The 25,682-nt window shown below is 43.4% G+C and carries 27 protein-coding genes and 1 pseudogene; 1 reads left to right on the top strand and 27 read right to left on the bottom strand.

Going from position 1 to position 25,682, the window contains the following annotated elements:
* Window positions 1-69: 69 nt before the first annotated feature.
* The 21 genes and pseudogenes from EP181_RS12040 to EP181_RS04715 form a co-directional block, all read right to left on the bottom strand.
* Window positions 70-390: a hypothetical protein gene (locus EP181_RS12040; protein WP_197723397.1), complete on the bottom strand. Its 321-nt coding sequence runs from the start codon at window positions 388-390 to the stop codon at window positions 70-72.
* A 111-nt stretch (window positions 391-501) separates the two neighbouring features.
* On the bottom strand, window positions 502-1,008 hold the full coding sequence (locus EP181_RS04800; RefSeq protein WP_127470647.1) for a hypothetical protein: 507 nt from the start codon (window positions 1,006-1,008) through the stop codon (window positions 502-504).
* Window positions 1,005-2,255, bottom strand: a complete 1,251-nt coding sequence (locus tag EP181_RS04795; RefSeq protein WP_127470646.1) for an O-antigen translocase — start codon at window positions 2,253-2,255, stop codon at window positions 1,005-1,007. The genes EP181_RS04800 and EP181_RS04795 overlap by 4 nt, the downstream gene beginning before the upstream one ends.
* Window positions 2,252-3,820 carry a DegT/DnrJ/EryC1/StrS family aminotransferase gene (locus EP181_RS04790; protein ID WP_127470645.1) on the bottom strand — a complete coding sequence of 523 codons (1,569 nt, stop codon included), beginning with the start codon at window positions 3,818-3,820 and terminating at the stop codon, window positions 2,252-2,254. Before EP181_RS04790 ends, EP181_RS04795 begins: the two co-directional genes overlap by 4 nt.
* Entirely contained in the window at window positions 3,817-4,071 is a 255-nt protein-coding gene (locus tag EP181_RS04785; protein WP_127470644.1) for a hypothetical protein, read from the bottom strand. Before EP181_RS04785 ends, EP181_RS04790 begins: the two co-directional genes overlap by 4 nt.
* Before the next feature lie 16 nt (window positions 4,072-4,087).
* Window positions 4,088-4,612: a GNAT family N-acetyltransferase gene (locus tag EP181_RS04780; protein WP_127470643.1), complete on the bottom strand. Its 525-nt coding sequence runs from the start codon at window positions 4,610-4,612 to the stop codon at window positions 4,088-4,090.
* Between the two features lie 36 nt (window positions 4,613-4,648).
* A complete protein-coding gene (locus EP181_RS12675) occupies window positions 4,649-5,227 on the bottom strand; it encodes an acyltransferase (protein ID WP_127470642.1) in 579 nt (192 codons plus the stop codon).
* A pseudogene (locus tag EP181_RS04770) lies at window positions 5,220-5,614 on the bottom strand (sugar 3,4-ketoisomerase). The gene EP181_RS12675 and the pseudogene EP181_RS04770 overlap by 8 nt, the downstream one beginning before the upstream one ends.
* Window positions 5,611-5,751: a hypothetical protein gene (locus tag EP181_RS11895; RefSeq protein WP_172959692.1), complete on the bottom strand. Its 141-nt coding sequence runs from the start codon at window positions 5,749-5,751 to the stop codon at window positions 5,611-5,613. Before EP181_RS11895 ends, EP181_RS04770 begins: the two are co-directional and overlap by 4 nt.
* A gap of 17 nt (window positions 5,752-5,768) precedes the next feature.
* Window positions 5,769-6,761 (bottom strand): Abi family protein, encoded by a 993-nt coding sequence (locus EP181_RS04765; RefSeq protein WP_127470641.1) that lies wholly within the window; start codon window positions 6,759-6,761, stop codon window positions 5,769-5,771.
* A 169-nt stretch (window positions 6,762-6,930) separates the two neighbouring features.
* Window positions 6,931-7,797, bottom strand: a complete 867-nt coding sequence (gene rfbA / locus EP181_RS04760) for a glucose-1-phosphate thymidylyltransferase RfbA (RefSeq protein WP_127470640.1) — start codon at window positions 7,795-7,797, stop codon at window positions 6,931-6,933.
* A 3-nt stretch (window positions 7,798-7,800) separates the two neighbouring features.
* Window positions 7,801-8,172, bottom strand: coding sequence for a hypothetical protein (locus tag EP181_RS12315; RefSeq protein ID WP_232023526.1), 372 nt, complete (start codon window positions 8,170-8,172; stop codon window positions 7,801-7,803).
* Window positions 8,173-8,243: 71 nt separating this feature from the next.
* Window positions 8,244-8,639, bottom strand: coding sequence for a KilA-N domain-containing protein (locus EP181_RS12310; RefSeq protein WP_232023525.1), 396 nt, complete (start codon window positions 8,637-8,639; stop codon window positions 8,244-8,246).
* Window positions 8,636-9,913, bottom strand: a complete 1,278-nt coding sequence (gene rfbB, locus EP181_RS04750) for a dTDP-glucose 4,6-dehydratase (protein ID WP_127470639.1) — start codon at window positions 9,911-9,913, stop codon at window positions 8,636-8,638. The genes EP181_RS12310 and rfbB (EP181_RS04750) overlap by 4 nt, the downstream gene beginning before the upstream one ends.
* Before the next feature lie 5 nt (window positions 9,914-9,918).
* A complete protein-coding gene (locus EP181_RS04745; protein ID WP_127470638.1) occupies window positions 9,919-10,986 on the bottom strand; it encodes an NAD-dependent epimerase in 1,068 nt (355 codons plus the stop codon).
* Between the two features lie 430 nt (window positions 10,987-11,416).
* On the bottom strand, window positions 11,417-12,718 hold the full coding sequence (locus EP181_RS04740; RefSeq protein WP_127470637.1) for a nucleotide sugar dehydrogenase: 1,302 nt from the start codon (window positions 12,716-12,718) through the stop codon (window positions 11,417-11,419).
* Window positions 12,719-13,191: 473 nt separating this feature from the next.
* Complete coding sequence (rfaH, locus tag EP181_RS04735; RefSeq protein WP_127470636.1) at window positions 13,192-13,695, bottom strand: transcription/translation regulatory transformer protein RfaH; 504 nt, start codon at window positions 13,693-13,695, stop codon at window positions 13,192-13,194.
* 3 nt (window positions 13,696-13,698) lie between these two features.
* Window positions 13,699-15,597: a glutamine--fructose-6-phosphate transaminase (isomerizing) gene (glmS, locus tag EP181_RS04730; protein ID WP_127470635.1), complete on the bottom strand. Its 1,899-nt coding sequence runs from the start codon at window positions 15,595-15,597 to the stop codon at window positions 13,699-13,701.
* Between the two features lie 409 nt (window positions 15,598-16,006).
* Window positions 16,007-16,603, bottom strand: a complete 597-nt coding sequence (locus EP181_RS04725) for an ATPase (protein WP_127470634.1) — start codon at window positions 16,601-16,603, stop codon at window positions 16,007-16,009.
* 125 nt (window positions 16,604-16,728) lie between these two features.
* Window positions 16,729-17,940 carry a dTDP-glucose 4,6-dehydratase gene (gene rfbB, locus EP181_RS04720; protein WP_127470633.1) on the bottom strand — a complete coding sequence of 404 codons (1,212 nt, stop codon included), beginning with the start codon at window positions 17,938-17,940 and terminating at the stop codon, window positions 16,729-16,731.
* 26 nt (window positions 17,941-17,966) lie between these two features.
* On the bottom strand, window positions 17,967-18,374 hold the full coding sequence (locus EP181_RS04715) for a nucleotidyltransferase domain-containing protein (RefSeq protein ID WP_197723396.1): 408 nt from the start codon (window positions 18,372-18,374) through the stop codon (window positions 17,967-17,969).
* Between the two features lie 302 nt (window positions 18,375-18,676).
* Here EP181_RS04715 and EP181_RS04710 point away from each other — a divergent pair, with 302 nt between their 5' ends.
* Window positions 18,677-19,684, top strand: coding sequence for an LPS O-antigen chain length determinant protein WzzB (locus EP181_RS04710; RefSeq protein WP_127470632.1), 1,008 nt, complete (start codon window positions 18,677-18,679; stop codon window positions 19,682-19,684).
* Window positions 19,685-19,822: 138 nt separating this feature from the next.
* Here the strand turns inward: EP181_RS04710 and rfbD are convergent, their stop codons facing one another.
* The 6 genes from rfbD to prfB all read right to left on the bottom strand — a co-directional run bounded on the left by rfbD (window position 19,823) and on the right by prfB (window position 25,667).
* On the bottom strand, window positions 19,823-20,728 hold the full coding sequence (rfbD, locus tag EP181_RS04705) for a dTDP-4-dehydrorhamnose reductase (protein ID WP_127470631.1): 906 nt from the start codon (window positions 20,726-20,728) through the stop codon (window positions 19,823-19,825).
* Entirely contained in the window at window positions 20,715-21,308 is a 594-nt protein-coding gene (rfbC, locus tag EP181_RS04700; RefSeq protein ID WP_127470630.1) for a dTDP-4-dehydrorhamnose 3,5-epimerase, read from the bottom strand. Before rfbC ends, rfbD begins: the two co-directional genes overlap by 14 nt.
* 18 nt (window positions 21,309-21,326) lie before the next feature.
* On the bottom strand, window positions 21,327-22,493 hold the full coding sequence (locus tag EP181_RS04695; RefSeq protein WP_232023566.1) for a HipA domain-containing protein: 1,167 nt from the start codon (window positions 22,491-22,493) through the stop codon (window positions 21,327-21,329).
* Complete coding sequence (locus EP181_RS12855; RefSeq protein ID WP_127470628.1) at window positions 22,475-22,612, bottom strand: ArsR family transcriptional regulator; 138 nt, start codon at window positions 22,610-22,612, stop codon at window positions 22,475-22,477. Before EP181_RS12855 ends, EP181_RS04695 begins: the two co-directional genes overlap by 19 nt.
* Window positions 22,613-22,955: 343 nt before the next feature.
* A complete protein-coding gene (gene lysS, locus EP181_RS04685; RefSeq protein ID WP_127470627.1) occupies window positions 22,956-24,467 on the bottom strand; it encodes a lysine--tRNA ligase in 1,512 nt (503 codons plus the stop codon).
* Window positions 24,468-24,571: 104 nt separating this feature from the next.
* Window positions 24,572-25,667 (bottom strand): peptide chain release factor 2 gene (gene prfB / locus EP181_RS04680; protein ID WP_127470626.1). Its coding sequence is split into 2 segments (ribosomal slippage): window positions 24,572-25,594 and window positions 25,596-25,667, totalling 1,095 coding nucleotides; the frame shifts between segments, so codons are not numbered across the junction.
* Window positions 25,668-25,682: the final 15 nt, after the last annotated feature.

The raw sequence follows: 25,682 nt of genomic DNA, 5'->3' as shown, positions 1-25,682 counted from the left end.
AATCGTCAAAAGGACCATATTTTAAAGCCTTTCGGCCATACTTCCAAAAATAGGCATCATCGCCGGCACCTAATAAAAAAACTTGTCATTTAAATCTTTAACTTTTTTATAAAAATACTCTGTTGGAAAAAACTTATGGCGAAATGGGTAGGGGTTAACGAGCTGAACTACGTCAAAACCATTTAATTTATTCAACAAATAAAGGGGTTTTAATTTTCTATCAATCTTTCCGAATACACCTGGCAAATTAGAGTCAAATGAAATATCAACCGGCACCTTTTTAAAGCCATCACCACTTGCCGCAACAACTGCTTCATGCCCTAATTCAACCAAACCTTCTTTTAGGTTTTTGTGTAAAGCGCTAAATTCGCCCAATAATAATATTTTCACTTATTTCTTTTCCTCATCCACGCTACCCAATGGGCATACAAGCCTGGTTGTTTTCAATTTGAATGCTTAATTTTTAATGCTTAATGAGCTTTGGTTTTTGTTTATACAAATTTACACCGGCCGGTGGGTTTTTGTTTGGTTTGCTTGATGTTTTAACCAGGTATCGATTAGCCAGCGGACATATTGCACACTTTTATTTGTTGGCGCTTTTCCACAACGCCAGCGTGCTCGCAGAATGCGTAACCGCATATAAATACGCTCGACCCACAAGGCTTCATTTTCAAGCTGGTTTGACCAGTTTAAAAATTGACCATCCGTATTTTGTTCATCTAATGTAGGGCGTTCGCAATCAAAAAAAAGTTCGATCGGGATAAACGAGTCTTCCAACTTATTAAACGCACTGACATCCAATTCTTCAGCCATGGCAAGGGTCAAACCTGTAGCGTCTTCTTTAGGCTTTATCACCTCGTCAATAAAAGCCCGATTCAAGCGAAGTTCCCGCACCACCGCCTGACGAATCGCCAAGCGTGTGTTTTGAAACTCCGCAGACTCTTTAATTTTATCCTGGCCTTTTTTAATCAACCATTCAGAAATTGGGCCAATCAGGGATTCGATCATGCGCCACTCCACTCCCTCTTAGTCGCCCAGATCATCACGAAGAAATACATCGAGTAATTGACGGCAAATGAGTAACTCATGCCTACTAACCCATATTGATCTACAAACCAAATCGAGAGTAGAACAAAACTCAAACTAAAGGCGATTTCGGTAATGATAAAGGTTTTGGTCATGGCTTTGGCAAGCATTAAATAAGCAATTAGCCAAGCGGCAAGCTTCATCACATCCCCAATCAACTGCCATAAAAAAAGTTCGCGCATGGGAGCAAAGTCTTCGGTAAACAATAGCCAGATAATAAAGTCTTTTAATAAGAAAATCGTGAGTGACATGACAATCACAATCGGCATAATGATTTTGTAGCCGTGCAACAGTTCTTGTCTTAGCACAGCCTTGTCAGTAATTTCGGATAGCTTTGGCAAGTAATAAATACTTAGTGTGGTGGTCACCACCATTAAATACATGGTAGAGATATACCAAATGGCTTGCCAGTAACCCGCATCGTCCCAGCTTAGGTTTTCGCCAATGTAATTACGCACAATCAAATGGGAAACTGGCACCGTGGCGGCGCTGGTTATGGCCATTAACGCGAAGCCACCAAGTTTTTTAGCTTCGGGTTTGTCAAATGCGCCTTTAAAGTTTTCGAGCTTGATCACTTGATGCTTTCTGAGCATCCACAGAACGATTAAGAAAATCACCGACTGGTTGGTGACAAGTGCGATTAACGCACCATCCAAACCTAAATACACGATTAATAATGTGGTAAAAATTAAGCCATAGATGCTTTGAATAATATTAATTATTACCCAAGTTTTAATTTCTTTTAACCCGTTAAGTATCGAAAGTAATAGATTGTTTATAACGAATAAAACAATGGTAAAACCAAAGATCACAAAGATATAGCCGTAATTTTCACTCTTTAAAAACTGTAAGGATGCATAGTTTGAAAACACAACAATCCCTACGCCCACTAACACTGAAGCCACTAAACTTATTTTGCTTGCCGTGCTAAAAAGAATGGGGATACGTTCGTTGTCTTTACCGTATTCTGCCGCGTATTTGGTAACCCCGCTGTTAATTGCACCTTGTGCAGCGGTCATGACCAATTGGATAAAATTTTGAAACTGCCCTACCATGGCCAAGCCTGCAGGGCCAATATAAACCGCTACCGCTTTGTTTATAACCAGGCCTGCTAACAATTTTATGGCTGTTGCAATAAAGCTTAGTATTGATGTTTTAACTAGGGTCATTTAAAAGCGTTCACCGCTTCAATGACTGTTTGCACTTGCTCATCGGTCATTACCGGACTGATAGGCAGGCTAACGACCTCGTTGTGTATTGCTTCGGTAATTGGATAACTTTGGTTTGACCAGGCCTGGTTGTTTTTGTAGGCTTTTTGGTGGTGCGGTGCGATTGGGTAGTGAATCAACGTTTGTACGCCTTGCTCTATTAAATAGGTTTGGAGTTTTTCTCTTTGCTTGCAACGTATAACAAACAAATGAAACACATGATTGTCTAAATTGGCTAGCGTTATATTTTGGGTTGTAAAAGGTAACGTTATTACTGGGTTTTTAATGTTATTGGTGTAAGCAACTGCAATTTGGCGTCTACGTTGAGTTTCGGCGTTTAGGTGTTTAAGCTTGACGCTTAACAATGCGGCTTGCATTTCGTCTAGGCGGCTATTAAGCCCTTGATAAAGATTTTCATACTTTTTGTGACTGCCGTAGTTGCCAAGTGCGCGGATGGTTTGCGCAAGTTGGTGATCGTTGGTGGTGACGGCTCCGGCATCGCCCAGTGCGCCAAGGTTTTTACCGGGGTAAAAGCTAAAACCAGACGCATCGCCCCAGTTTCCGGCTTTTTTGCCGTCAATGTGTGCGCCGTGGGATTGGGCAGAGTCTTCTAACACCAATAGGTTGTGTTTTTTGGCTATTGCCATAATCTCGGGCATGGGTGCAAGCTGACCGTATAAATGCACAGCCAAAATTGCTTTGGTGTTTGGGGTAATGGCTTGTTCTACCAGGCCTGGTGATAAGTTATAGGTTTGCGCATCTGGCTCAACCAAAATTGGTTTAAGACGGTTTTCGGTAATGGCTAAAATACTGGCTATATAAGTATTGGCGGGCACAATAACTTCGTCGCCCTCTTTGAGCTTGCCTAACTCTTTCCATGCACGTAGCACCAAAATTAGCGCGTCTAAACCATTGGCCACACCAATACAGTGTTTGGTGCCGCAATAGTCGGCAAATTCTTGTTCAAAGGCTTTGACTTGGCTGCCTTGAATATACCAGCCAGAATTTAATACTTGGTCGAAGGCTTGTTCAAACTCATTGGTGTATTGCTGGTTGATGGCTTTGAGATCTAAAAAGCTGACTTTTTGCGGCTCGGTTTGTTGTTTTAAAAAATCGGCTGGGCTTATCGTGTCGTTAGGGTATTTGGCTAACATACCTTCGTCACGGGTGAGCACTTTGGCATCCACAGCACGCGCGGAGGCGATGATTTGCGAGTCTTCAATATCGTCATAATCGATGTCGATGTAGCTTGGGGTTTTGGCGATCTTGCAGTAAGACAAGACTTCTTTAATAAAATAATTCGCAAGTGTTTCGGCTTGGTTTTTTGTGATAGCAGGATGCTCTCTTCTGATACTAGTCATTTTAATATACTGCAAATTATGCAAAGAGCTTGATGAAATATACAGCTCAACGTTTTGTGAGTTTCTCAATTGTTCAAGTGCCTGTATCGTTGCAGGAAATAAGGCCTGACGACTCAAATCATAATTGTCAAATAAAACATTTAAATCAATTAAAAACTTTTTCATTTATATTTTTCCAATAAATATTGTCCATAATCTTCACGATACTGCTCACTATCTTCATAGCTCGGTAGCATGGTGCTGGTCTTGATCAATTGACGCCAGTTTTGTTTGATGTATTCGTCCGACCAGGCCTGGTTGTCTTGAGATTGGATTTCGCTAATAATTTCGAGTTCATCTTTTTTAAAGTGTTGTAAAAGCCACATAAAACGCTCTTTTACCATTTCATTTTTTATCTCTAACACTAACTGGCTCATCTTGCCTCCTAGCCGCTTAATTTAAATAACGGCGGTATTTTTGTTTAATTTGTAAATAGTCTTCATGTTTGTAGTTGAAGTAATAGTTTAATTCATCTTTGTGCGTGATACTTGCCCCAAAGCGTTGGTGGAAGGCGATTACGCGCTCATTGCCTTTGCGTACATCAAAGTGGGCTTGTTTGTAGCCCAGTTTTCCAAAACCAAATTCGTACACCAATAATGCCGATTCTATTGCGGTGGTTTTGGGCGAGTCATCTTTTATAAGCCAACTGCCCCAGCAGAAGGAATTGGGTTGTAAATCGTACACTCTTACTAACCCTAAGTTTTGGTGTTGTTTGCTTTCAATCACAAAATAATACTCTAGGCCTTGCTGTTCTTTTTGTTGGTAACTTTTTAACCAGGCCTGCTGCTTGGCAAGGTTGTTTTCTACCTGGCTTAAATATTGTGTTTTATGTTGTTGCAATCGCAAACCTAAAATAAATTCCGCATCCTCTACTCTTGCTGGGCGCAGGTTAATGTTTTTGCCTTGAATGAGCTTCATGCCACACCTTGCCGGGTGATAGCATAAAACAGATTGTCATTTACGGCTGTTCTGTTCTGTTCTGTTCTGTTCTGTTAGAGCATTGTTAATCATTGTATAAACCTTGTTGCAACTTAAACACGTTAATTTATTTAATTTTGTGCCACATTCGCATACCCACCCATGCTGTTTTGCGGGGTTGCCGTAAACCAACGCATAATTAGGTACGTCTTTGGTAACTACACTGCCTGCACCAATCATGGCGTATGCGCCAATGGTAAGGCCACCAATGATTGTGGCATTAGCACCAATTGAGGCTTGATGTTTAATAATGGTTTTTAAAAACTCGGCTGGGCGTTGTTTAGAGCGCGGGGTAAAGTCGTTGGTAAACGTTACATTAGGGCCAATAAAGACATTATTTTCAATGCGCAAGCCATCCCAGATTTGCACGCCAGATTTGACGGTAACATTGTCGCCAATAATCACATCATTTTCGATAAGTGTTAGTGCGTTGATATTGCAGTTAGCACCAATTTGCGCCTGCTTAAGAACCACACTGAACTGCCAAATAGTTGTACCTTCACCTATTTGGTTGGTTTGCACATCGGCAAGCGGGTGGATTTTGTATTTAATCATTGACGACCTTTAAAAACTCTTGGTAATCCGTGATGTAATCTTCTTTTAGATAATAGTCATTAGCAAAGACTAACAGTACATTATCTTCTGAGAAGTCGTGCATTGTTCCCCAAATTAAGGCATCTTGAAAAAGTCCTTTATTGGGGGCGTCTAAATCATAAGTCGTTTTGTTACCTTTGCCATCATCTAGCGTCACCTTGCAAGACCCAGCTACCGAAATTAGATATTGCTTGGTTTTGTAATGAGAGTGATTACCACGTGGTATATTTTCTTTTGTACCAAAATATAAAATACACGCTTAATCTCAAAAGGAATTTGCTTCTGAGCTTCAATCGCAATCAGCTGCCCTCTTTCATCACCAAGGATTTTGTGTTCGTTTATAGTCATAATTTTATTCCAATTAAATCTACTAAAAATTTGCCATGCCATTTTTCCGTGCGCCTCATTCCTGCAAAGGTATCTCGCGCTACAAAAAATTTGTATTTTTCTTTATTGGGCAAATAGGCTTTGTTTTCTGTGATCATTTATTAGTGCTTAGTGTTTAGTTTTGAGTGTTTAATTGTGCCGTCTGTTTTACAAAGCCTTTCCAGCTTTGTGGTATGCCCAATTCATGGTGATGACTTTGGGGTAATGTTGCCATTAATTCGTCAAGCCTTTGGCTCCAGCTGGTTTTAGGTTGGATGTTATTCATCAGGTGGTTAATGACCACTAGGAAGTTAAACAGTTTTCTGCTTGGCTGGTGCTGAACCTCGCTCTTTTCAGTCCTGATTTGTTCAATGACCATGTATTGTTTGAGTTTGCGTATATAGGGCAGTTGTTTAACCAGCTGGCGATTCCATAGTCGTCCATGATGTGCACAGATATTTCGCACCAGTGATAGCGATTGCAAAACACTTTCCGTGATTTCTATCGTCGGCAAACCAATCGCCTTGGTAACGGCTTTTTTTACCGCAGTGCTTTTGGTATTTGCAAACCATTGGGATAAGCTACCAAAGGTTAAGGTTTCCACCATAATCCAAGTCGGTGGTAAAAAAGGCTCTAGGTATGTTTGTTTGTAATGTTTAACAGACTGGTCTTCGCTATCGGCTATGTCTGAAGCCACTCTAGACAGGTTTTTTTGATGTTGCCATGGGTTTTTAAATAAGCTTGGGTTCATATACGCATGTGCATCTTGCTTATGCGGACTCTGTTTATTTAAGGTCAGGGCATTCGACCAGTTAGCTCTTATGGATACCTCAATTCGTTCAATCGCCTCCATCACCAGGATTCGGAGTTTTCGATCAAAAATGTATAGATCAAGCACATGGTTAAACTCGGTACCGGATTTGAATAGGTGCGTGCGTTTGTTGTCCTGCGACGATTCTTCAAAAGGGATGAAGTAGGCGCTAAGGCGGTAATAACCAATATGCGATAGGTATCGCAATGCACGTTCTTTACCGGAGCGATTGAAGCACAGACCCCGAGAGGCAAGCTGTTGAATATGCTGCTCGGTGGTTTTAGGCGGTTTTTGGTAGATTTTGGTTGGGTCGGTCATCGGTTTTCGCCGCCCTGAAAACAAGAAACCCCTCGGTTTGAGCCAGCTTCTGGCGAACCAGTTACTAAGCTTGAGGGGTGTTGTTGAACAATATTATACAATAAACCCTTTGAAAGATTCACATTTTCTGTATTGTTTTGTGTTGTTGGCTGCATCTTCATATTCAAGTTTATGACCTCAACAAATCCGCAAGATACTGACCATAGCTGTTTTTGCTAAGGGCTTTGGCGGTTTGCGCGACTTGGTCGTTACTCAGCCAGCCGTTGCGCCAGGCGATTTCTTCTAGGCAGGCGATTTTGTAGCCTTGGCGTTTTTCGATGGTTTCAACAAACATGGCGGCTTCTAGCAAACTTTCATGCGTCCCTGTGTCTAGCCAAGCAAAACCACGCCCAAGCAGTTCAACATTTAAATCGCCACGTTGCATGTACATTTGATTGATGGTGGTAATCTCTAATTCGCCACGCGGGGACGGTTTGACTTGTTTGGCCATTTCTACCACATCGTTGTCGTAAAAATACAGCCCTGTTACCGCAAAATTGGATTTGGGATGTTGTGGTTTTTCTTCAATAGAGATGGCTTTTTTGTTTTCATCAAACGCTACTACGCCAAAACGCTCTGGGTCTTTAACTTGATACCCAAAAACGCTTGCGCCTTTTGTTCGACTTGCGGCACGCTTTAAAATTGGGCTAAAGCCTTGACCCCAAAAAATATTGTCGCCTAATGCTAAACAGACACTGTCGTTACCAATAAACTCTTGGCCAATGGTAAACGCTTGCGCTAATCCATCTGGGCTAGGTTGCACGGCGTAGCTTAAATTTACGCCAAAGTCTTTGCCATCGCCCAACATACGTATAAACCCAGCTTGGTCTTCTGGCGTGGTAATAATTAAAATATCTTGAATGCCTGCCAGCATTAGCACGCTTATTGGGTAGTAAATCATTGGTTTGTCGTAAACCGGTAGTAGTTGCTTAGATACGCCACGGGTAATAGGGTAAAGCCGGGTACCAGAACCACCTGCTAGAATTATGCCTTTCATAATTTAACTCTTAATTTTTAATGTTGAGTTTTTAGCTATTGGTTTGTATTTCAATAAGCTGTTCATTTGGCACATCGCCATTTGGTTAAGTTCAACTAACCGTTGTTGGGGCGGTAGTGTTTGCTTAATCATTTGTGCATTATAGCTTTCCATATTGGATAGAATAATAAGCTCTTCTACACTGGCGTAGTCTCGCAAGTTGCCTTGTTTGTTTGTGTTTTGTTCTCGCCATTGTTTGGCGGTGTTGCCAAAGAGCGCAAGGTTTAACAAGTCTGCCTCGTCGGCATAGGTGATGTTGACTTGAGATGGGTTGAGTTTTGGCACAATGTGCGCTTGTATGGCATCGGTGTGAATCCGATAGTTAATCTTACTCAAGCTTCGGCTTAAGTTCCATTCAAGTTGTTTACTGTCTATTTCGTCTTGTTTTAGGCGCTGGAATTCTTTGATTAAAAAAGTTTGAACTCCGCTGAAATCCAGCTGGCAAATTCAAAGGCTATATCTGGATGTGCAAAGGTGCCACCGTAGCGACCTGCCTTGCTAACTAAACTAATGGCATTGGTTGATTCAATCCAGCGTTTTGGCGTTAAAACAAAACTATTTGTACCCGCTTGATTTTTAATTCCATCGAATTCGACGTAATTAAAATCTTCGTTATTGATTTTTTCCCATAACCCTAAAAATTCAATCGTTGATTTATTACGCATCCAGTTCTGTAGGATGTAGTCACTTCTTTCAGCATCTTTATGCCTAGCAATATCCGTAAGACTAAGATAATCAGCCGATTCTACTCGCTTGAGTTTTATGGCCGTATTTTGAACGGTTATATTAGGTGTCTTTTTCATTTCTCAGCACCTAATCTTTCTCTTTGATAACTGCCGTCTTGCACGTGTTTACACCAGTCCTGGTTGTTTAGATACCATTGCACTGTTTTTTTAATACCGCTTTCAAACGTTTCTTGTGGCGTCCAGCCCAACTCTTTTTGAATTTTACTGGCGTCTATGGCGTAGCGCATGTCGTGGCCTGGGCGGTCGTTTACGTAAGTTATGAGTTGTGCGTAACCTTTGGAAGATTCCGGATCAAGTCCGGAATGACGCAAAGGTGTTTCGTCGTAACGCAAAGGTGTTTCGTCGTGATGCAACGGTGTTTCGTCGTAACGCAAAGGTGTTTCGTCGTGATGCAACGGGAGTTCGTCATTCCGGACTTGATCCGGAATCTTTGTATTTATAGGTGCCAACTCATCTAATATTGCACAAATGGTTGTTACAACTTGAATGTTTTGTTTTTCGTTGTGACCACCGATATTGTAGGTTTCACCCACTTTGCCCTGCGTGGCAACCAAGACTAATGCACGTGCGTGGTCTTCTACATAAAGCCAGTCGCGTATTTGATTGCCTTTGCCGTAGATTGGTAGCGGCTTGCCTTCTAGGGCGTTTAAGATAACCAAAGGAATTAGTTTTTCTGGAAAATGATACGGACCGTAGTTATTAGAGCAATTGGTCACCAATGTTGGCAAACCATAGGTTCTTTGCCATGCGCGTACCAGGTGATCACTGCCGGCTTTACTGGCACTGTAAGGTGAGCTTGGGGCGTAGGCGGTTTGTTCGGTAAAGAGCGGAAGAGATTCTGGGTCAAGTTCGGAATGACTGGGGGTTATTTCATCCGGATGCGGTAGGTCGCCATAAACTTCGTCTGTTGAGATATGATGAAACCGAAAACTGGATTTTTTGTGGCCTTCTAGTGCATTCCAATAAGCCCGTGCTTGCTCAAGCAAGGTGTAGGTGCCAACAATGTTGGTTTGAATAAATTCACCCGGTCCATCAATAGAGCGATCAACATGCGATTCGGCGGCCAAATGCATTACGATATTGGGTTGATGTTGTTCAAACACACGCTTTACTTGTAGAGCATCACAAATATCAACTTGCTCAAATGCATATCGTGAATTTTCATTCACACAGGCTAACGACTCCAAATTACCCGCATAAGTAAGTTTGTCTAAATTCACTACACTGTGCTGAGTGTCGTTAATTAAATGACGAATGACTGCAGAGCCAATAAAACCAGCTCCGCCGGTAACTAGAATGTTAAGTTTTGAGTTTTGAGTGCTTAGTTTCATAAAATCTACTTGTAATACCCTTTATACCAATCCACAAATTTAGCAATGCCGTCTTCAATGCTTGTGGCGGGTTTAAACCCAGTGTCGCGGGTGAGTTCATCCACATCGGCGTAGGTAATGGGCACATCACCAGGCTGCATGGGGAGCAGGTTTTCGTGGGCTTGTTTACCAGTTGCGGTTTCAATGGCCTTAATAAAACGGCGCAAAGTGACTGGTTGGTTGTTGCCTATGTTATAGACTTTGTAGGGTGCTTGGGCGTTGGTGATGCTGGCATCATTATTTATCACCGGTGGACGTTGCATTACGCGGGTAATGCCTTTTACTATGTCGTCTATGTAGGTAAAGTCGCGTTGCATTTGTCCGTTATTAAAGACGTCAATGGTTTCACCGGCTAGGATTTTTTTGGTGAACGAAAAGTACGCCATGTCTGGACGACCCATTGGACCGTAAACGGTAAAAAATCTTAGGCCAGTCGTTGGAATACCGTAAAGATGACTGTAGGTATGCGCCATGAGTTCGTTGGATTTTTTGGTGGCAGCGTACAAACTGATTGGATAGTCTACTCGGTCGCTTGTGCTAAACGGTTGTTTAATATTCATGCCGTAAACCGAGCTAGAGCTGGCGTACACTAGGTGTTTGACTTTACTGTGGCGGCAACCTTCAAGGATATTCACAAAGCCAACTAGGTTAGAGTCTACATAAGCGTGTGGGTTTTCTATGGAATAACGCACACCGGCTTGCGCGCCCAGGTTTACAACAACGTCAAATTGGTTTTGTTTAAATAGAGTTTCTATGCCAGCTCTGTCGGCTAGGTCTAATTTTTGGAATGTTAAGCTGTCAGTGTTTAGTATTGCGTTTTGACTTGCCACCAATGCTTCGACTTGGTGATTGTCAAAACCGAGGGCTTTTAGGCGGTCGAGTTTGAGTTGGGGGTCGTAGTAGTCGTTGAGATTGTCAATGCCGACGATGTTATGGCCGTATGGCTTTAGAGCTTGGATTAGGTGATAGCCGATAAAACCGGCGCCGCCAGTGACTAGGATGTTGAGTTTTGAGTTTTGTATGTTTAGTTTCATAATGTTAATTTAATTTGGGTTCGTTTTGTTTGTAAGCCAGTAGGATGATGATGTTATTTGGGTCTACTAAATAAAGCACAGAATAACCCTGAACAACCACCCTTATACATACATGTCATGTCTTCAAGCTGAATTTGCACACCCGACTCGGGAAATGCCTTCAATAACTAACTAAGGGATGTACGTAATTTATTTAGATGTTGCTTTACAGACCGACGTAAAGACTTCATCCTCTGTCAAAAGCTACCCATTTTAATATTGGCTATAGCTTTCGCGTAGATCGCGAAGCACTTTCCTTTTTTGCAAAAAAGCAATGAAAGCTGGATCATCAGACAGACTTTTCTATTGATACAGTTCTTTGACAAGCGATTCAACACGCGGGTCATCAATCGTTAATGCATATATATAATGAATCCTTGGCTATGTACAACTAGTCTTTACCAAATAAGTCTCTAGTATACACTTTGTCTTTTACGTCAATAATGTCATCGGTAAGGCGGTTGGCGATAATGACATTACTTTGGGCTTTAAATTGGGCTAGGTCGCTGATGACTTTTGAGTGGAAAAAGTCAGTTTGGCCTTGCTCAATTAGCACCGGTTCGTAGATAACAATATTTATGCCTTTGGCCTTGAGACGTTTCATAACACCTTGAATGGCGCTGGCGCGAAAGTTGTCTGAGCCTTGTTTCATAACTAGGCGGTAAATGCCAACAGTGGGCGCTGAAGATTCCGGGTCAAGCCCGGAATGACGTGAGATTGGCTCAAAATCACGGCTTTGCTTACCGTCATGTTCAACTTGATTAATCATCTCGTTTTTTGCATTATGCGATTTGGTTTCGTTGAGTTTTTTAATGACTTGTTCGGCAATAAAGTCTTTTCTGGTGGTATTTGAGTCTACGATGGCTTTGATTAGGTTTTGTGGCACGTCATTGTAATTTGCCAGTAGTTGTTTGGTGTCTTTAGGCAAACAATAGCCGCCATAACCAAAGCTTGGGTTGTTGTAATGGTTGCCAATACGAGGGTCTAAACCTATGCCTTCTATAACTTGTTTTGAGTTTAAACCGTGGGTTTCACAGTATGTGTCTAGTTCATTAAAGTAGGCAACGCGCAAAGCAAGGTAGGTGTTTGAAAACAGTTTTACCGCTTCGGCTTCGGTGGCGTGGGTAAACAACACCGAAATTTCTTGTGCTGGCTTGACCGCTCCTTCTACTAATAAATTGGCAAAGAGTTTGGCACGCTCGGATTTTTCGCCCACAATAATCCGCGAGGGATGCAAGTTATCGTAAAGTGCTTTGCCTTCTCTTAAGAATTCTGGTGAAAAAAGAATGTTGTCGCAATTAAATTTGGCATTAACCTGCTCTGTATAACCAACCGGAACCGTTGACTTAATAACCATAACAGCGCAAGGATTTATAGCCAAAACGTCAGCAATAACCGCCTCTACCGACTGGGTGTTAAAGGTATTGGTCACAGAGTCGTAATCGGTTGGTGTAGCGATAATTACAAATTCTGCCTCTTTATAGGCCATTTGTTTATCTAATGTAGCGGTTAGGTTTAGCGTTTTATTGGCTAAACAATCCGAAATCTCATCATCCGCAATAGGTGACTTTTTATTGTTTAGTAAGTTAATTTTTTCGGCCATTATATCCAACGCTACCACTTCATGGTGCTGCGCTAACAATACCGCCAAAGATAACCCCACATAACCTGTTCCGGCCACTGCAATCTTCATTCTTATTCTACTTTTTTATTTTTAATTAAATTTGTCTGTCTAAATTAATTTAGTTTAGCTTACGTAACCCGCAATAATAACCGTTTAAAGACGCTACCGCCCTACGCTGTCGTTACGCATTTCGAAAATTTGTTTTAAAGTCTGTTTTAACAGCCTGTTTTTACTGTTTTACGTGTTGTTATAACGCCGTTACACCCGGCTTACAAAGCCATTGCAAGCCGGAGTTTGGGGCTTTAGTTGCATTACGAGCCTTGCGTTTCACCAGGCCTGGTCGTTTTTATTTATTTTCCAAAAGGTGCTTGGCGTTTTGGCTGGTGACGACTTTATAAATCTAAAAAGTTGTTCGGTGTCGGCGACATCGGTGAGGCGCATTTTTCCGTCTGCGGCTTTTATTTTGAAAGTCGCTTTTTGCGACGTCCAACCTACAATGCTTGCCCCGCCTTACAAGGCCTTTGCACGCAGGATTTTGGATTTTACTCTAATTTTTGTATTTGACTGGCATCTAACACCACTTTTTGCATTTGCCCTAGTATAGACATAAGCATGACCACGCGCTTTTTGGCGTCGTAGCAGTCAAACACGGCTTCTAGTCCATAAAACGGCCCGGACTCTACACGCAGCTTGTCGCCGGCTTTTAAATCAAAACCCTGGCCAAAATAATCGTGTGACGTTGCATTTTCTGTTTGCTGAATAACGTCTATTAAACGGGCGTTTATGGTGGCTAAGCGATTGCCAAAGCTCACAAGTTTAAACACGCCTTTGGTTGAGCGAATGGGTGCCCAATTAGGGTTTTGGCTGGTTATTTGTATAAACAAATAACGCGGAAACAACGATTCTAAGCACTCTACTACCTTGCCACGTTGGGTTTTTTGCACCTTTATTTTTGGGCGATACACGTGATAGCCTTGGCGCATTAAATGCTCTTCTGCCACGGCATCTTGTTTGGGTTTGGTCATTATGACCGACCAATCGCTCATGATTTATTCCACCGTGACCGATTTGGCTAGATTACGAGGTCGATCTACGTCGGTGCCTTTTATTAAGGCTACGTGGTAGGCCAGTAATTGCAGGGCTATGTTAAAGGTGATGGGTGCGGTAATGCGTCCTACGTTGTTGGTGGTTTTTAAGATAACCAGGCCTGGTTGATTGGTTTGATTGACTTTTGACTCTTCGTCTTCAAACACGATTAATTGCCCACCGCGCGCTTGGACTTCTTGCAGGTTGGATTTTAGTTTTTCAATTAACTCGTCGTTAGGGGCTATGGCAATGACGGGCACTTGGTCGTCAATGAGTGCCAAAGGCCCGTGTTTTAGCTCGCCGGCGGGATAGGCTTCGGCGTGTATGTAGCTTATCTCTTTTAGTTTTAACGCGCCTTCCATTGCAATGGGGTACATGGTGCCGCGACCTAAGAATATGGCGCTGTTTTTATTGGCAAATTGATAGGCGATTTCTTTAATGGCTTCTTCGTGCTTTAGGGCGTTAGTGAGCAGGCCTGGTAGCTTTTTTAGACCGTTTACAATGGCTTTTTCACGCTCTGGTGTGAGTGTATTTTGCGCTTTACCCAAGCTTACCACCAATAATGCCAATGCGACCAATTGCGTGGTAAACGCTTTGGTGCTGGCCACGCCAACTTCGGGGCCAGCGTGGGTTAAAAACGTTAAGTCCGATTCGCGTGTTAAGCTCGATTCGGCCGAGTTACAAATGCTCAGCGTGGTGATGTTAATCTGCTTAGCCTGTGTATTAGCCTTAATGACTTTAATCGCTTTAATTTGTTGCAGTGCGGCTAGGGTGTCGGCGGTTTCACCAGACTGGCTAATGGTGACAAACAACGTATTATTTTGCACCACGGGGTTACGATAACGGTATTCGCTGGCCACCTCTACGTAGCAAGGCAAGCCAATAATGTCTTCTGTCCAATACTTAGCTACCAAACCGGCGTGATAACTGGTGCCACAGGCAATAATTTGCACACTTTGCACGGTTTTAAACAGCGCTTCGGCTTGATGACCGAACGCATTAATAAAGACGTTACTCGCACCAATGCGCCCTTCTAAGGTATCTAAAACGGCTTGCGGTTGTTCGTAAATTTCTTTGTGCATAAAGTGGCGATGCTCCCCCAGCTCCACCACCGCCGAACTTAACGCCGATTGTTTAATATCGCGCTCAACCAAGTGCCCTTGTGCGTTGTAAATGTGCACGGTTTCACGGGTAATTAAAGCGGTGTCGCCCTCTTCTAAAAACAGAAAGTTTTGCGTCACGGGTAACAAGGCGCTCACATCAGACGCAATAAAATGCTCGCCAATGCCCACACCAATCACCAACGGACTGCCTTTGCGCGCCACCACCATTTGGTGCGGATTGTTGGCACAAATAACCGCAATGGCGTAAGCACCTTTAAAGTGCGCAATGGCGTTTTGCACAGCACTTAGCAAATCGGTGGTGTGTTTAAGCTGTTCAAACACACAGTGGGCAATGACCTCAGTGTCGGTTTGCGAGGTAAACACATAGCCTTGTTGCAGCTGTTGGGCTTTTAACGCTTGATAGTTTTCGATAATGCCGTTATGCACCACCGCCACTTGGTTATTGCAAATATGCGGATGCGCATTGTGCTCGGCCGGCGCGCCATGCGTTGCCCAGCGCGTGTGTGCAATGCCAATATGTCCGGCAAAGGGCGTAGCTCCCTGGGGACTCATCAGGGTATTAATTTTGTCTTCTAAGTTTTTAATTTTACCCAAAGAACGCACGCGTGAAAGTTGCTGGTCTGCATTAAGCAAGGCAATACCGGCCGAATCGTATCCGCGATATTCTAAGCGTCTAAGCCCCTCTAATAAGACTGGCACACTATTTCTTTCGGCAATCGCCCCAACAATTCCACACATAGTACTTTGCCTTTACAACACGTTTTTTTGGTTTATTTTTTTACTTAAATTTAAGCTTAGATTGGTTAACGATAAAAGTGTAACCCTAGCTACCCATATTAAACAGGCTGCGTAGTGTACCACTTGGTACGTATAACTGCATTTTTTTTTGGGGGGGGGAAGTTGATTGTTGCAGAAAGTATGTGATGATATTAAGCATTGTAGTAGCCAAATGATTTTGGCCGCTACCCGCCTATAAGCTTAAATTTGCTTACTTGATTTTGGCATTGCTTGTGTTACTGAAAATTCAACGCGTTCTATTTGACCCTTTGTGGCAACCACAATGTACTGACCCAATGCTTTTCTGCGAAGCACGACGCGACTTACAGCGAGCTTTAAATGCTTAACGCGATTAAATGCTGGTTGGTAATTATCTTGATTCTGCATGCTTAATTAACTCCATAAAATAGTCATAAAACTCTACTTGATTAATAATTACTTGACCTTGTTTCACTTCAAATATTGATAATGGTTCTTGGTTTTCATTGTACAGGCATTCGGCATAATTTACTTGCTTAGAATAGTACCTATAAAAATTGATAATACTTTTTGGAAATCTGCGCACTATGTCCTTTTCAGGTATGCTATGCCCACCATGTGCAATTCGCTCTGCGACACGTTGTTTTGAAACTTCGGGCGAGCTAAGAAGTAGATAAAAAACAGATACCATCCAGCCTGCACTTTGCCACTCTTTTATATGCTCTAAATAACGCAAGCCTGAGAGTGTTGTTTCTAAGGCAAAGCTTTCATTACCCAGCGATAAAACTTTAAGTCTGCGTAAAAAAATCCGTGCTGCTTTAATATTGGCTTTTTGTGGGTCTGAAGGTGAAAGCTCTCTGGCGATTTCATCGGCGTTTAGATAATGCTTTATAATTCCTTCGTCAATTAAACCTAATGCAAACGTGGTCTTACCCGCGCCATTAGGTCCAGCAATAATAAAAATTTCTTTTACGTGGTTTATTATCATCGTTTCCTAATTCCTTTTTTTGCAAACACTGTTTGCCGTGTTAAATAAATCACCTATTTATCTCAATAAACTCGCTAAATATTGCTCAAAACTGTTTTTGATTTAAAGATTGTCTGCAAATCTTCTTACCAGGCCTGGTGGTTTAAATACCATTGCACGGTTTTTCGCAGGCCGCTTTCAAAGGTTTCTTGGGGTGTCCAGCCCAGTTGGTTTTGTATTTTACTGGCGTCTATGGCGTAGCGTTTGTCGTGACCGGGGCGGTCGTTTACATAGGTTATGAAGTGCGCATAACCTTTGGCAGATTCCGGATCAAGTCCGGAATGACGTAAAGGTGTTTCGTCGTGACGTAAAGGTATTTCGTCGTGACGTAAAGGTATTTCGTCGTGACGTAAAGGTGTTTCGTCGTGATGCAACGGGAGTTCGTCATGCCGGACTTGATCCGGCATCTTGGTGTTTACAGGCACCAACTCATCTAAGATTGAACAGATGGCGGTGACAACTTGAATGTTTTGTTTTTCGTTGTGGCCGCCTATGTTGTAGGTTTGGCCTATTTGGCCTTGGGTGGCTACCAGAACCAGAGCGCGGGCGTGGTCTTCTACGTAAAGCCAGTCGCGAATTTGCTGGCCGTTGCCGTATAAAGGCAAGGGTTTGCCTTTTAGGGCATTTAATATCACCAGGGGAATCAACTTTTCGGCAAACTGATACGGTCCGTAATTATTAGAACAATGACTCACCACAATAGGCAGTTGGTAGGTTTTGTGCCAGGCGCGTACCAAATGGTCGCTGGCGGCTTTGCTGGCGCTGTAAGGTGAGCTTGGGGCGTAGGCGGTTTGCTCGGTAAACAAGGGAAGATATTCCGGATTAAGTCCGGCATGACGCTGTGTTAATTCATCGGGATGCGGTAAATCGCCATACACTTCGTCGGTTGAAACATGATGAAACCTAAAACTGGCTTTTTTGTCGCCGGTGAGCTGGTTCCAATACGCCCGCGCTTGTTCTAGCAGTGTGTAAGTGCCGACAATATTGGTTTGAATAAACTCGGCCGGCCCATCAATCGAGCGATCTACATGACTTTCGGCCGCCAGATGCATCACAATATTGGGCGCGTGCTGCGCAAAAACCCGTTGTAATTGCACGGCATCACAAATATCTACTTGCTCAAAGACGTATCTGGGATTATGCGCCACCGATGTAAGCGACGCTAAATTACCCGCATAAGTGAGTTTATCCACGTTTACCACACGGTGCGCAGTGTGGTTTATTAAGTGTCTTATCAGCGCCGAGCCAATAAAACCGGCACCGCCGGTAACCAGTATTTTTAGACTTTTATTGCTCATGATTCATTTATTTAAAACGGCTTGATTCATAAAAAAATACCCGTTTCATTTGCAATCTTATGAATAGATTGCTTTTCAATATTTGGAGCATCAATGACAACATCCACTTTTCGGCCTAAACAGGCTCTGTAAATTTTAGCAGCCAGTTTAGAGGCAAGTTGAACGGGTTTTTCGATGGCATTTTGACTCACAATGAGCAAATCAATATCTCCCCCCTTAGCCTGATCATTAACTCTTGAGCCAAAAAGCTTTACACGAGCTTGCGACCCAAAAATATCTGTAACAGCCTGCTTTATTGCTTCAATTTGCTGACAGGTTAATCTCATCGTGCTTTGCCTATTGAGTGAGACCTTTGCACGAGTCAATGCACGAATAAAAATGGTTAAAATTAACCTGATTTTTGTTGAAAAACTTGCGAATAGCCAGCTATTCACTGCGTTTTCCGCCGCAATCAGGTTAATTTTTCCTCATTTTTCTTTCGCACCTGACTCGTGCAAAGGTCTCAGAGTGTATTAATGCATTACGTTAAATTCTAAGTTTTAAATTATAGTTCAATCGTCTCGATTAATTTTTGCTTTGTTTAACAAAACAATCTGCAAACTTGTACGTATCCTTCAAACAAAACTTTGTATAATGCCAAACTCTTAAAAAACAACTTACCCAGCTTAATCAGGCTTACCAGGCCTGGTTAAATTAAAACTGATTTAAAACCCGGTTTAACAGTCAAGGAAAACCCATGCAAGATGCTGTAACACACACTAACCCGCAAAACGCTCACTTAGCCGCCGATGACGAGATTGATTTATTTGAACTTTGGCAGGGATTGGTGCAAGAAAAATGGACGATTGTTGCCTCCATTATCATTGTGATGGTGTTGGCCGCTGGTTATGCGTTTAGTGTTAAGCCGGCGTTTAAATCTACGGCGTATTTACTGCCGCCTGAATTAGAGTTGGTTCAAGAGTTAAATCGTTTAGACGTACAACTGGGGCGTGCAGCAAGCTATTCGCCGCAAAGAGTGTTTGATATTTTTACTCAAAACTTAAATTCACGCTCGGCTATGTTAAGTTTTTTTAAGGCCAATAATCTTGTCGAAGTGTATGCGCCTACCATCAACACATTGCAAGCCGCACAATATCAAGAAGCTTTTAATAAGGCTTTTGAACAATTTTTAAAAGACTTCACAGTCTCTCTTCCCAAAAAAGACACCGCCTCTGGACAAGTTTCTGTCGCACTTTCTTTAACCGTTAACGAAGCGTTATTGGCGCAACTGTTAAATAAAAACATTGCCGAAGTGGTAGCCATTTCAAAAACTCAAATTGTAAATGAAATCAATAACGACAAGAAAGTGCGCTTAGAGCAGTTACAACAAGAAATCACTTCTGCTAGAAAAATTGCTCTAGACCAGCGAATGGATAAAGTAGCTAGTTTAGAAGAGGCCATTGCGATTGCACGCGCTTTAAACATAGAAGAACCCACCACAATGGGCCCTACTGTTGAAATTCAGAGCGTTCAAAACCAAGGCATGCCACTTTATTACTTGGGGTTTAAGTTACTTGAAGCCGAAAAATCAGCGCTGTTAAAACGCACGTCAGACGACCCTTACATTGCTAAATTAAGAGGGTTGCAAGAAAGCTACGATTCTTTAAACGCGGTTAACATTAACCCCGACCGTTTAAGTGTAGCTCGCATTGACCAAGCCGCCGAGATTGGCGAAAAAGTCAAACCCAAAAATCGCTTATTTTAGCGGTCGCGGCGGTGTTGGGTTTGATGTTGGGCGTTTTTATTGCGTTGATTCGTCGTGCGGTTAAAAACCGCGCTCTTGATAAGTCTACCTTAGATAAAACAGCCGCTGTTTAACCATTACTAACGCGGTTACTCGCGACTACTCAGCGTTACTTTTCCAATTTAGCGTTTCTTGCAGGGCGTCTTGCCAAGAGCGTATTGGCGTATTTAATAGAGTTTGCAGGGATTGAGTGTTTAACACGCTGTACGCTGGGCGCTTAACGGGTGAGCTGTATTGGTGGGTTAAAATGGGGTGTATTGTGCAATTCAGCTGGGCTTGTTGCACCACCGCACTGGCCAATTGCGCCCAACTGGCTTGACCGGCATTGGCAAAGTGCAGTAATTGTGTGGTTAACCAGGCCTGGTTATGTGGGGTTTGGGTGCGCTGCGTTAAAAGTTGCAACACCGCACGCGCTAAATCGAGTGCCGAGGTGGGTGAACCCACTTGGTCGCTGACTATATTAAGCGTTTGTGTTTGCTCTTGTCGCCCAACGTTAAGCAGATGGGTGACAAAGTTTTTGCCAAACGGCGAAAACAACCAACTGGTGCGAATCACCAGGCCTGGTGGATTACTTTTTAACATGGCTTGCTCGCCTTTAAGCTTGCTTTGGCCATACACATTAATAGGGTACGGTGTATCGTGCTCGGTGTAGGGCTTGTGTGCGTTGCCGTCAAACACATAGTCGGTCGAAAAATGCACCAAAAACCCACCTTGCAATTTTAGGGTGTGCGCTAGACTTGCCACAGCCAAATGGTTTAAGGCATAAGCATCTTGAGCGCTTGCAACCGTCTGCTCCGCGGCGTTTACGTCGGTAAAGGCGGCGCAGTTTATGACGGCATCGTACTGGTTTTTGGCTAACAGAGCACTGACCAGGCCTGGTTGAGTAATGTCCAACTCGCGCCCTACTCTGTGCAATGTTATCGCTACAAACTCCCCCGCTACGGCGTTAAACGCTTGCCCAAGCTGACCGTGTGCGCCCAACACCAGTATATTAATTATGCTCACTTAAGGTGCCTTTTAAATTTTGTGCCACCTGTAAATCGTGTTTAAGATCAAGCAGCGCGGGCAAATCCGCATCAAACTTTGACACTTGCCATTGCTGGCTTGGCAAACGCCAGTCAATCGCCAGCGTTGGGCAATCAAACTTAATACCGCCTTGATGCGCCGGCGCGTAATACGCGTCTACCTTGTAATTTACCCGTGCGGTTTGACTTAACACCGCAAATCCATGCGCAAAACCTTTGGGAATAAACAATTGCTGACCGCTTTGCGCTGACAATTCGATGGCCACATGCTGTCCGTAGGTGGCGCTTTTTGGGCGTAAATCCACCGCGACATCTAACACAGTGCCTTCCAGCACTCTAATTAACTTGGCTTGTGCGTAAGGCGCACGCTGATAATGTAAGCCACGCAACACGCCAAAATGCGACAACGATTCATTTTCTTGCACAAAATGCACCGAATAGCCCAGTACATCAGACAAAGCCTGTTCACGCACCAACTCGGCAAACGTGCCACGCGCATCCTTTATCCAATGGGGCGTTATCAACCCTACGCCCTCCAGGGCTTGTGCCGTCCAATTCAATGCGTTACCTCGTTTAAACTAATCAACTTGCGTTAAGCTTGCTGTATTAATGCTTAACAACTCATCTTTAAATGCGGTTGAAATTAAAGTATTGTTTTTAACTTCCGTAAAAAACGCCTGCGTTAGGCTATTTGCCTTTTGCCTGGCCTTAGGATTTACATTTATTAACCGGGGCACAACGTAGCTTTCTTGCACAATTTCGCCCTGTTTTGGCATGTAGTGCATGGGCAATACATCGTAAAAAGGTGCAAGCCCAGTGGGTTTAAAAGTAAGCGGGTCTAAAAAGAACGCCAAATTACCGTTGTGCATGTCGGTATTGGCTATAAACTTGCCAAACGCATAGACCACCTGAACATTAAAAAAATCCTCAGCTAACATCAGTTCTTGACTTAACAGTACTTGCGTAACATCAATCCAGTCGCCTCCCACCCCGGCATACTCGGCATCCAACACTCTTAAGCACGTAATGTGACGACGACCAAACTGACCGACTCGATCAAACCGCTCAATTTCTAAATAAAATCGATCTTCGATGTACAGTTCAACGACACTTGCGAGTACACCGAACCGAGCGAAGGTTTGCAACGCTAAATATTCGCAAACCATTAAATCCCGGTGTCGTTGTGCAATGGCGTTTGTATGCGTAAGTTTAGGCGAATACTTTACTATTTTATGTTTTTGCCCATCAAAAATTGTAAATTTAGGCTGTTCACCCCCTATCGACGACCCACGATTTGAATGTTTAGCCACCTCTAAGGCAATGGCACAATACTCTGATTTTTTAATGGGTTTAAAGTTCAGTTGCTGCGCCTCAAGGGCTGCGGGTTTTCCAACCACGAATGAACCGGCTAAATCGATTCCGTAATGGGTTAAATAATGCATTATTTGTTGAGCCGACCAATTGCGACTGTCTTGGTTTAAATGGGCATCGTGCTTTTGCAACTCGGCTAATTCAAGACTGCCCAAAAACCCCGATGGAATAAGGTCATAGACAAAAAAGGGTAGTCCGTCAAACTCATTACAACCGCCGTGCTGATGAACAATAAGCGTTCGGCCGCCAAACTGAGCATACCAATTGGCTATGGGTAAAATTTGACCAAATTCATCCACGGTGAATAGAACCAAGGCCGCTTCTTCTTTAATTAAAGCAAATTTAGTTAACTTGCCTAAGCCAACTTTAACCACGGGCAATTTTTTAGCGCCCTGCTTACGGTAGGTTGGCTTAAACCCGTCACTCTTGCCAGCTCAGAACCGCTTAAATTTTGATGCTCAAGAAGGCTTTTTACTCTTTCAATTGGCTCCATAAAAACCTTATTTAAACCTAATGTTAATAACTAAAATAAATAGACTAATGAATAGACTAATGAATAGATTTATGAATAAAAATATAAATAGAATATTGAATAGCATCTACCTGCAAATAATAACCCCATTTTAAGCAATAAACTATCTAAAATCCTCTATTGTTCATCACATAATAAAGCATGCCTAACGCCCCTAAAACTGACTTGCCATCAAGCTTAATTTTTAACCTACTCACCTGCTTTTGCCCGTGCTGTTTGTTTACATGCAATCAAAATTGTGTACACCAAAAAACACAAAACCCCGTAAAAACGGGGCTGGTGGTAACAAAAGTAACAGAGGGTTTTAGGCTGGACGCATGTGTGGAAAAAGCAAAACATCTCGGATTGAGGCGGAATTTGTAAAAAGCATGACTAAGCGGTCAATACCAATGCCTTCGCCGGCTGTGGGGGGCATGCCGTGTTCGAGTGCGGTGATGTAATCTTCATCAAAATGCATGGCTTCGTCGTCGCCGGCGTCTTTGGCGGCTACTTGGGCTTTAAAGCGTTCGGCTTGGTCTTCGGCGTCGTTGAGTTCGTTAAAACCATTGGCCAGTTCGCGCCCGCCAATAAACAGTTCAAAACGGTCGGTAATGTCTGGATTATCGTTGTTACGACGCGCCAAAGGCGAGATTTCGGCTGGGTATTCGGTGATAAACGTTGGGTCAAGCAGTTTAGATTCAACGTGTTCTTCAAAAATCTCTGTAATCACTCGACCTAATCCGTAGCTGTCTTGTACATGGACTTTCATCTGTTTGGCCAAGTCGCGTGCGGCGTCTAGCGTGGCTAACTGCTCGGGTTTGACGTCGGGGCAGTAGTGTAAAACCGATTGCTTCATCGACATGCGTGCAAACGGTTTGCCAAAATCAAATTCTTGACCTTGGTACGGCACTTTAGTAGAACCCACCGCTAAAATAGCCAATTCTTTTAAAAGCTCTTCGGTGTAGTCCATAAGCTCATGGTAGTCGGTGTAGGCGGCGTAAAACTCAACCATGGTAAATTCGGGATTGTGACGCGTGGACAAGCCTTCGTTTCTAAAGCTGCGATTGATTTCAAACACGCGCTCAAATCCACCGACCACTAGGCGTTTTAAATACAGTTCTGGGGCAATTCGTAAGTACAACGGCATGTCTAACGCATTATGGTGGGTGTTAAACGGCTTGGCCGATGCGCCACCAGGAATAACGTGCATCATGGGGGTTTCAACTTCCATGAAGTTTTTACGCATTAAAAATTCGCGCACATGCTGCACAATTTTAGAGCGCAATATAAAGGTGTCGCGGCTTTCTTGATTGACAATTAAATCAATGTAACGCTGACGGTATTTGATTTCTTGGTCTTGTAAGCCGTGAAATTTATCGGGCAAGGGACGCAATGATTTGGTAATCAGCTCAATGTGCTCAACGTGAATGGACAGCTCGTCGGTGTTGGTTTTAAACACAAACCCTTCTACGCCAATAATGTCGCCCAAATCCCATTTTTTAAATTGAGTGTTATAAAACTCGTCGGGCAATTCGTCGCGGGTGACGTACACCTGAATGCGCCCTTCGTGGTCTTGCAAGGTGGCAAAACTGGCTTTGCCCATAATACGACGCAACATCATGCGCCCAGCTACTTTTACACGCACGGGCTCAGCGGCTTCAAGCTCTTCTTTGGTTTTACCGTCAAATAAAGCGTGCAGTTCGGCCGAACTTTGGCTACGACGAAAGGTATTAGGGTACGAGTGACCCGTGGCGCGTAACGCGTCTAACTTGGCACGACGCTCAGCAATGATTTTGTTTTCATCTACTTCTGGCACATTTGTTTGCATTTCGGACATTGCATTTCTCTCACTGTATTTTAAATGACCAGGCCTGGTTAACCATTTAACCAGGCCTGGTGAAGTGTGTTTTTGGTATTTGTTGTTTGCTTTTAACTACGGCGTTACACGCCCGCTTTTAAACTGGCAATAATAAACTGGTCTAAATCGCCGTCCAGCACCGCGCTGGTGTTGCCGGTTTCGACTCCGGTGCGTAAATCTTTAATGCGCCCCGAATCCAACACGTAAGAGCGAATTTGACTGCCCCAACCAATGTCCGATTTTGAGTCTTCTAGCTCTTGCTTATCGGCATTGCGGCTGAGCATTTCAAGCTCATACAGTTTGGCGCGCAACTGCTTCATCGCCTCGGCTTTGTTTTGGTGTTGCGAGCGACCGTTTTGACATTGCGTGACCGTATTGGTGGGCAAATGGGTAATGCGCACCGCCGATTCGGTACGGTTAACGTGCTGACCGCCCGCACCGCTGGCGCGATACACGTCAATGCGCAAGTCGGCTGGGTTAATGTCAATGACAAAACTGTCGTCAATTTCGGGCGAAATAAACACCGATGAAAACGACGTATGGCGTTTTGAGTTGGAATCAAAGGGCGACTTACGCACCAAACGATGCACGCCCAGCTCGGTGCGCAACCAACCGTAAGCGTAATCGCCCTGCACATGAATGGTCGCACCTTTAATGCCGGCCACATCACCGTCCGAAATCTCGGTAATTTCGGTTTTAAAACCACGGCGATCGCACCAGCGCAAATACATTCTTAACAGCATATTAGCCCAATCTTGCGCCTCGGTGCCACCCGAACCCGATTGAATTTCAAGGTAGGCGTTATTGGGATCCATCTCACCTGAAAACATGCGCTGAAATTCCAGCTTATCCAAACGCTCGCCCAAACGGTCTAAATCAAGCACCACTTCATCGACCATCTCTTGGTCGTTATCCATTTGCGCCAACTCCAACAACTCCTTGGCCGACTCGGTGCCCGAGGTAAGCTCGTCGATGGTTGAGACAATGTTTTCAAGTTGCGATTTTTCTTTGCCTAAAGCTTGCGCGTTTTCAGGATTGCTCCAAACGCCTGGGTCTTCAAGCTCTCTAGACACTTCAACTAAACGTTCGGCCTTAACCTCGTAGTCAAAGATACCCCCTAAGGATGTCGGTACGAGCTTGATAATCGGCAATGCGGGTGTAAACTGGATTTAATTCCATGAGACTGTATTCCAA

Origin of the sequence: Thiomicrorhabdus aquaedulcis (assembly GCF_004001325.1) — a bacterium.
GTDB lineage: Bacteria > Pseudomonadota > Gammaproteobacteria > Thiomicrospirales > Thiomicrospiraceae > Thiomicrorhabdus > Thiomicrorhabdus aquaedulcis.
This window is presented reverse-complemented; position numbering and strand designations above follow the sequence as displayed.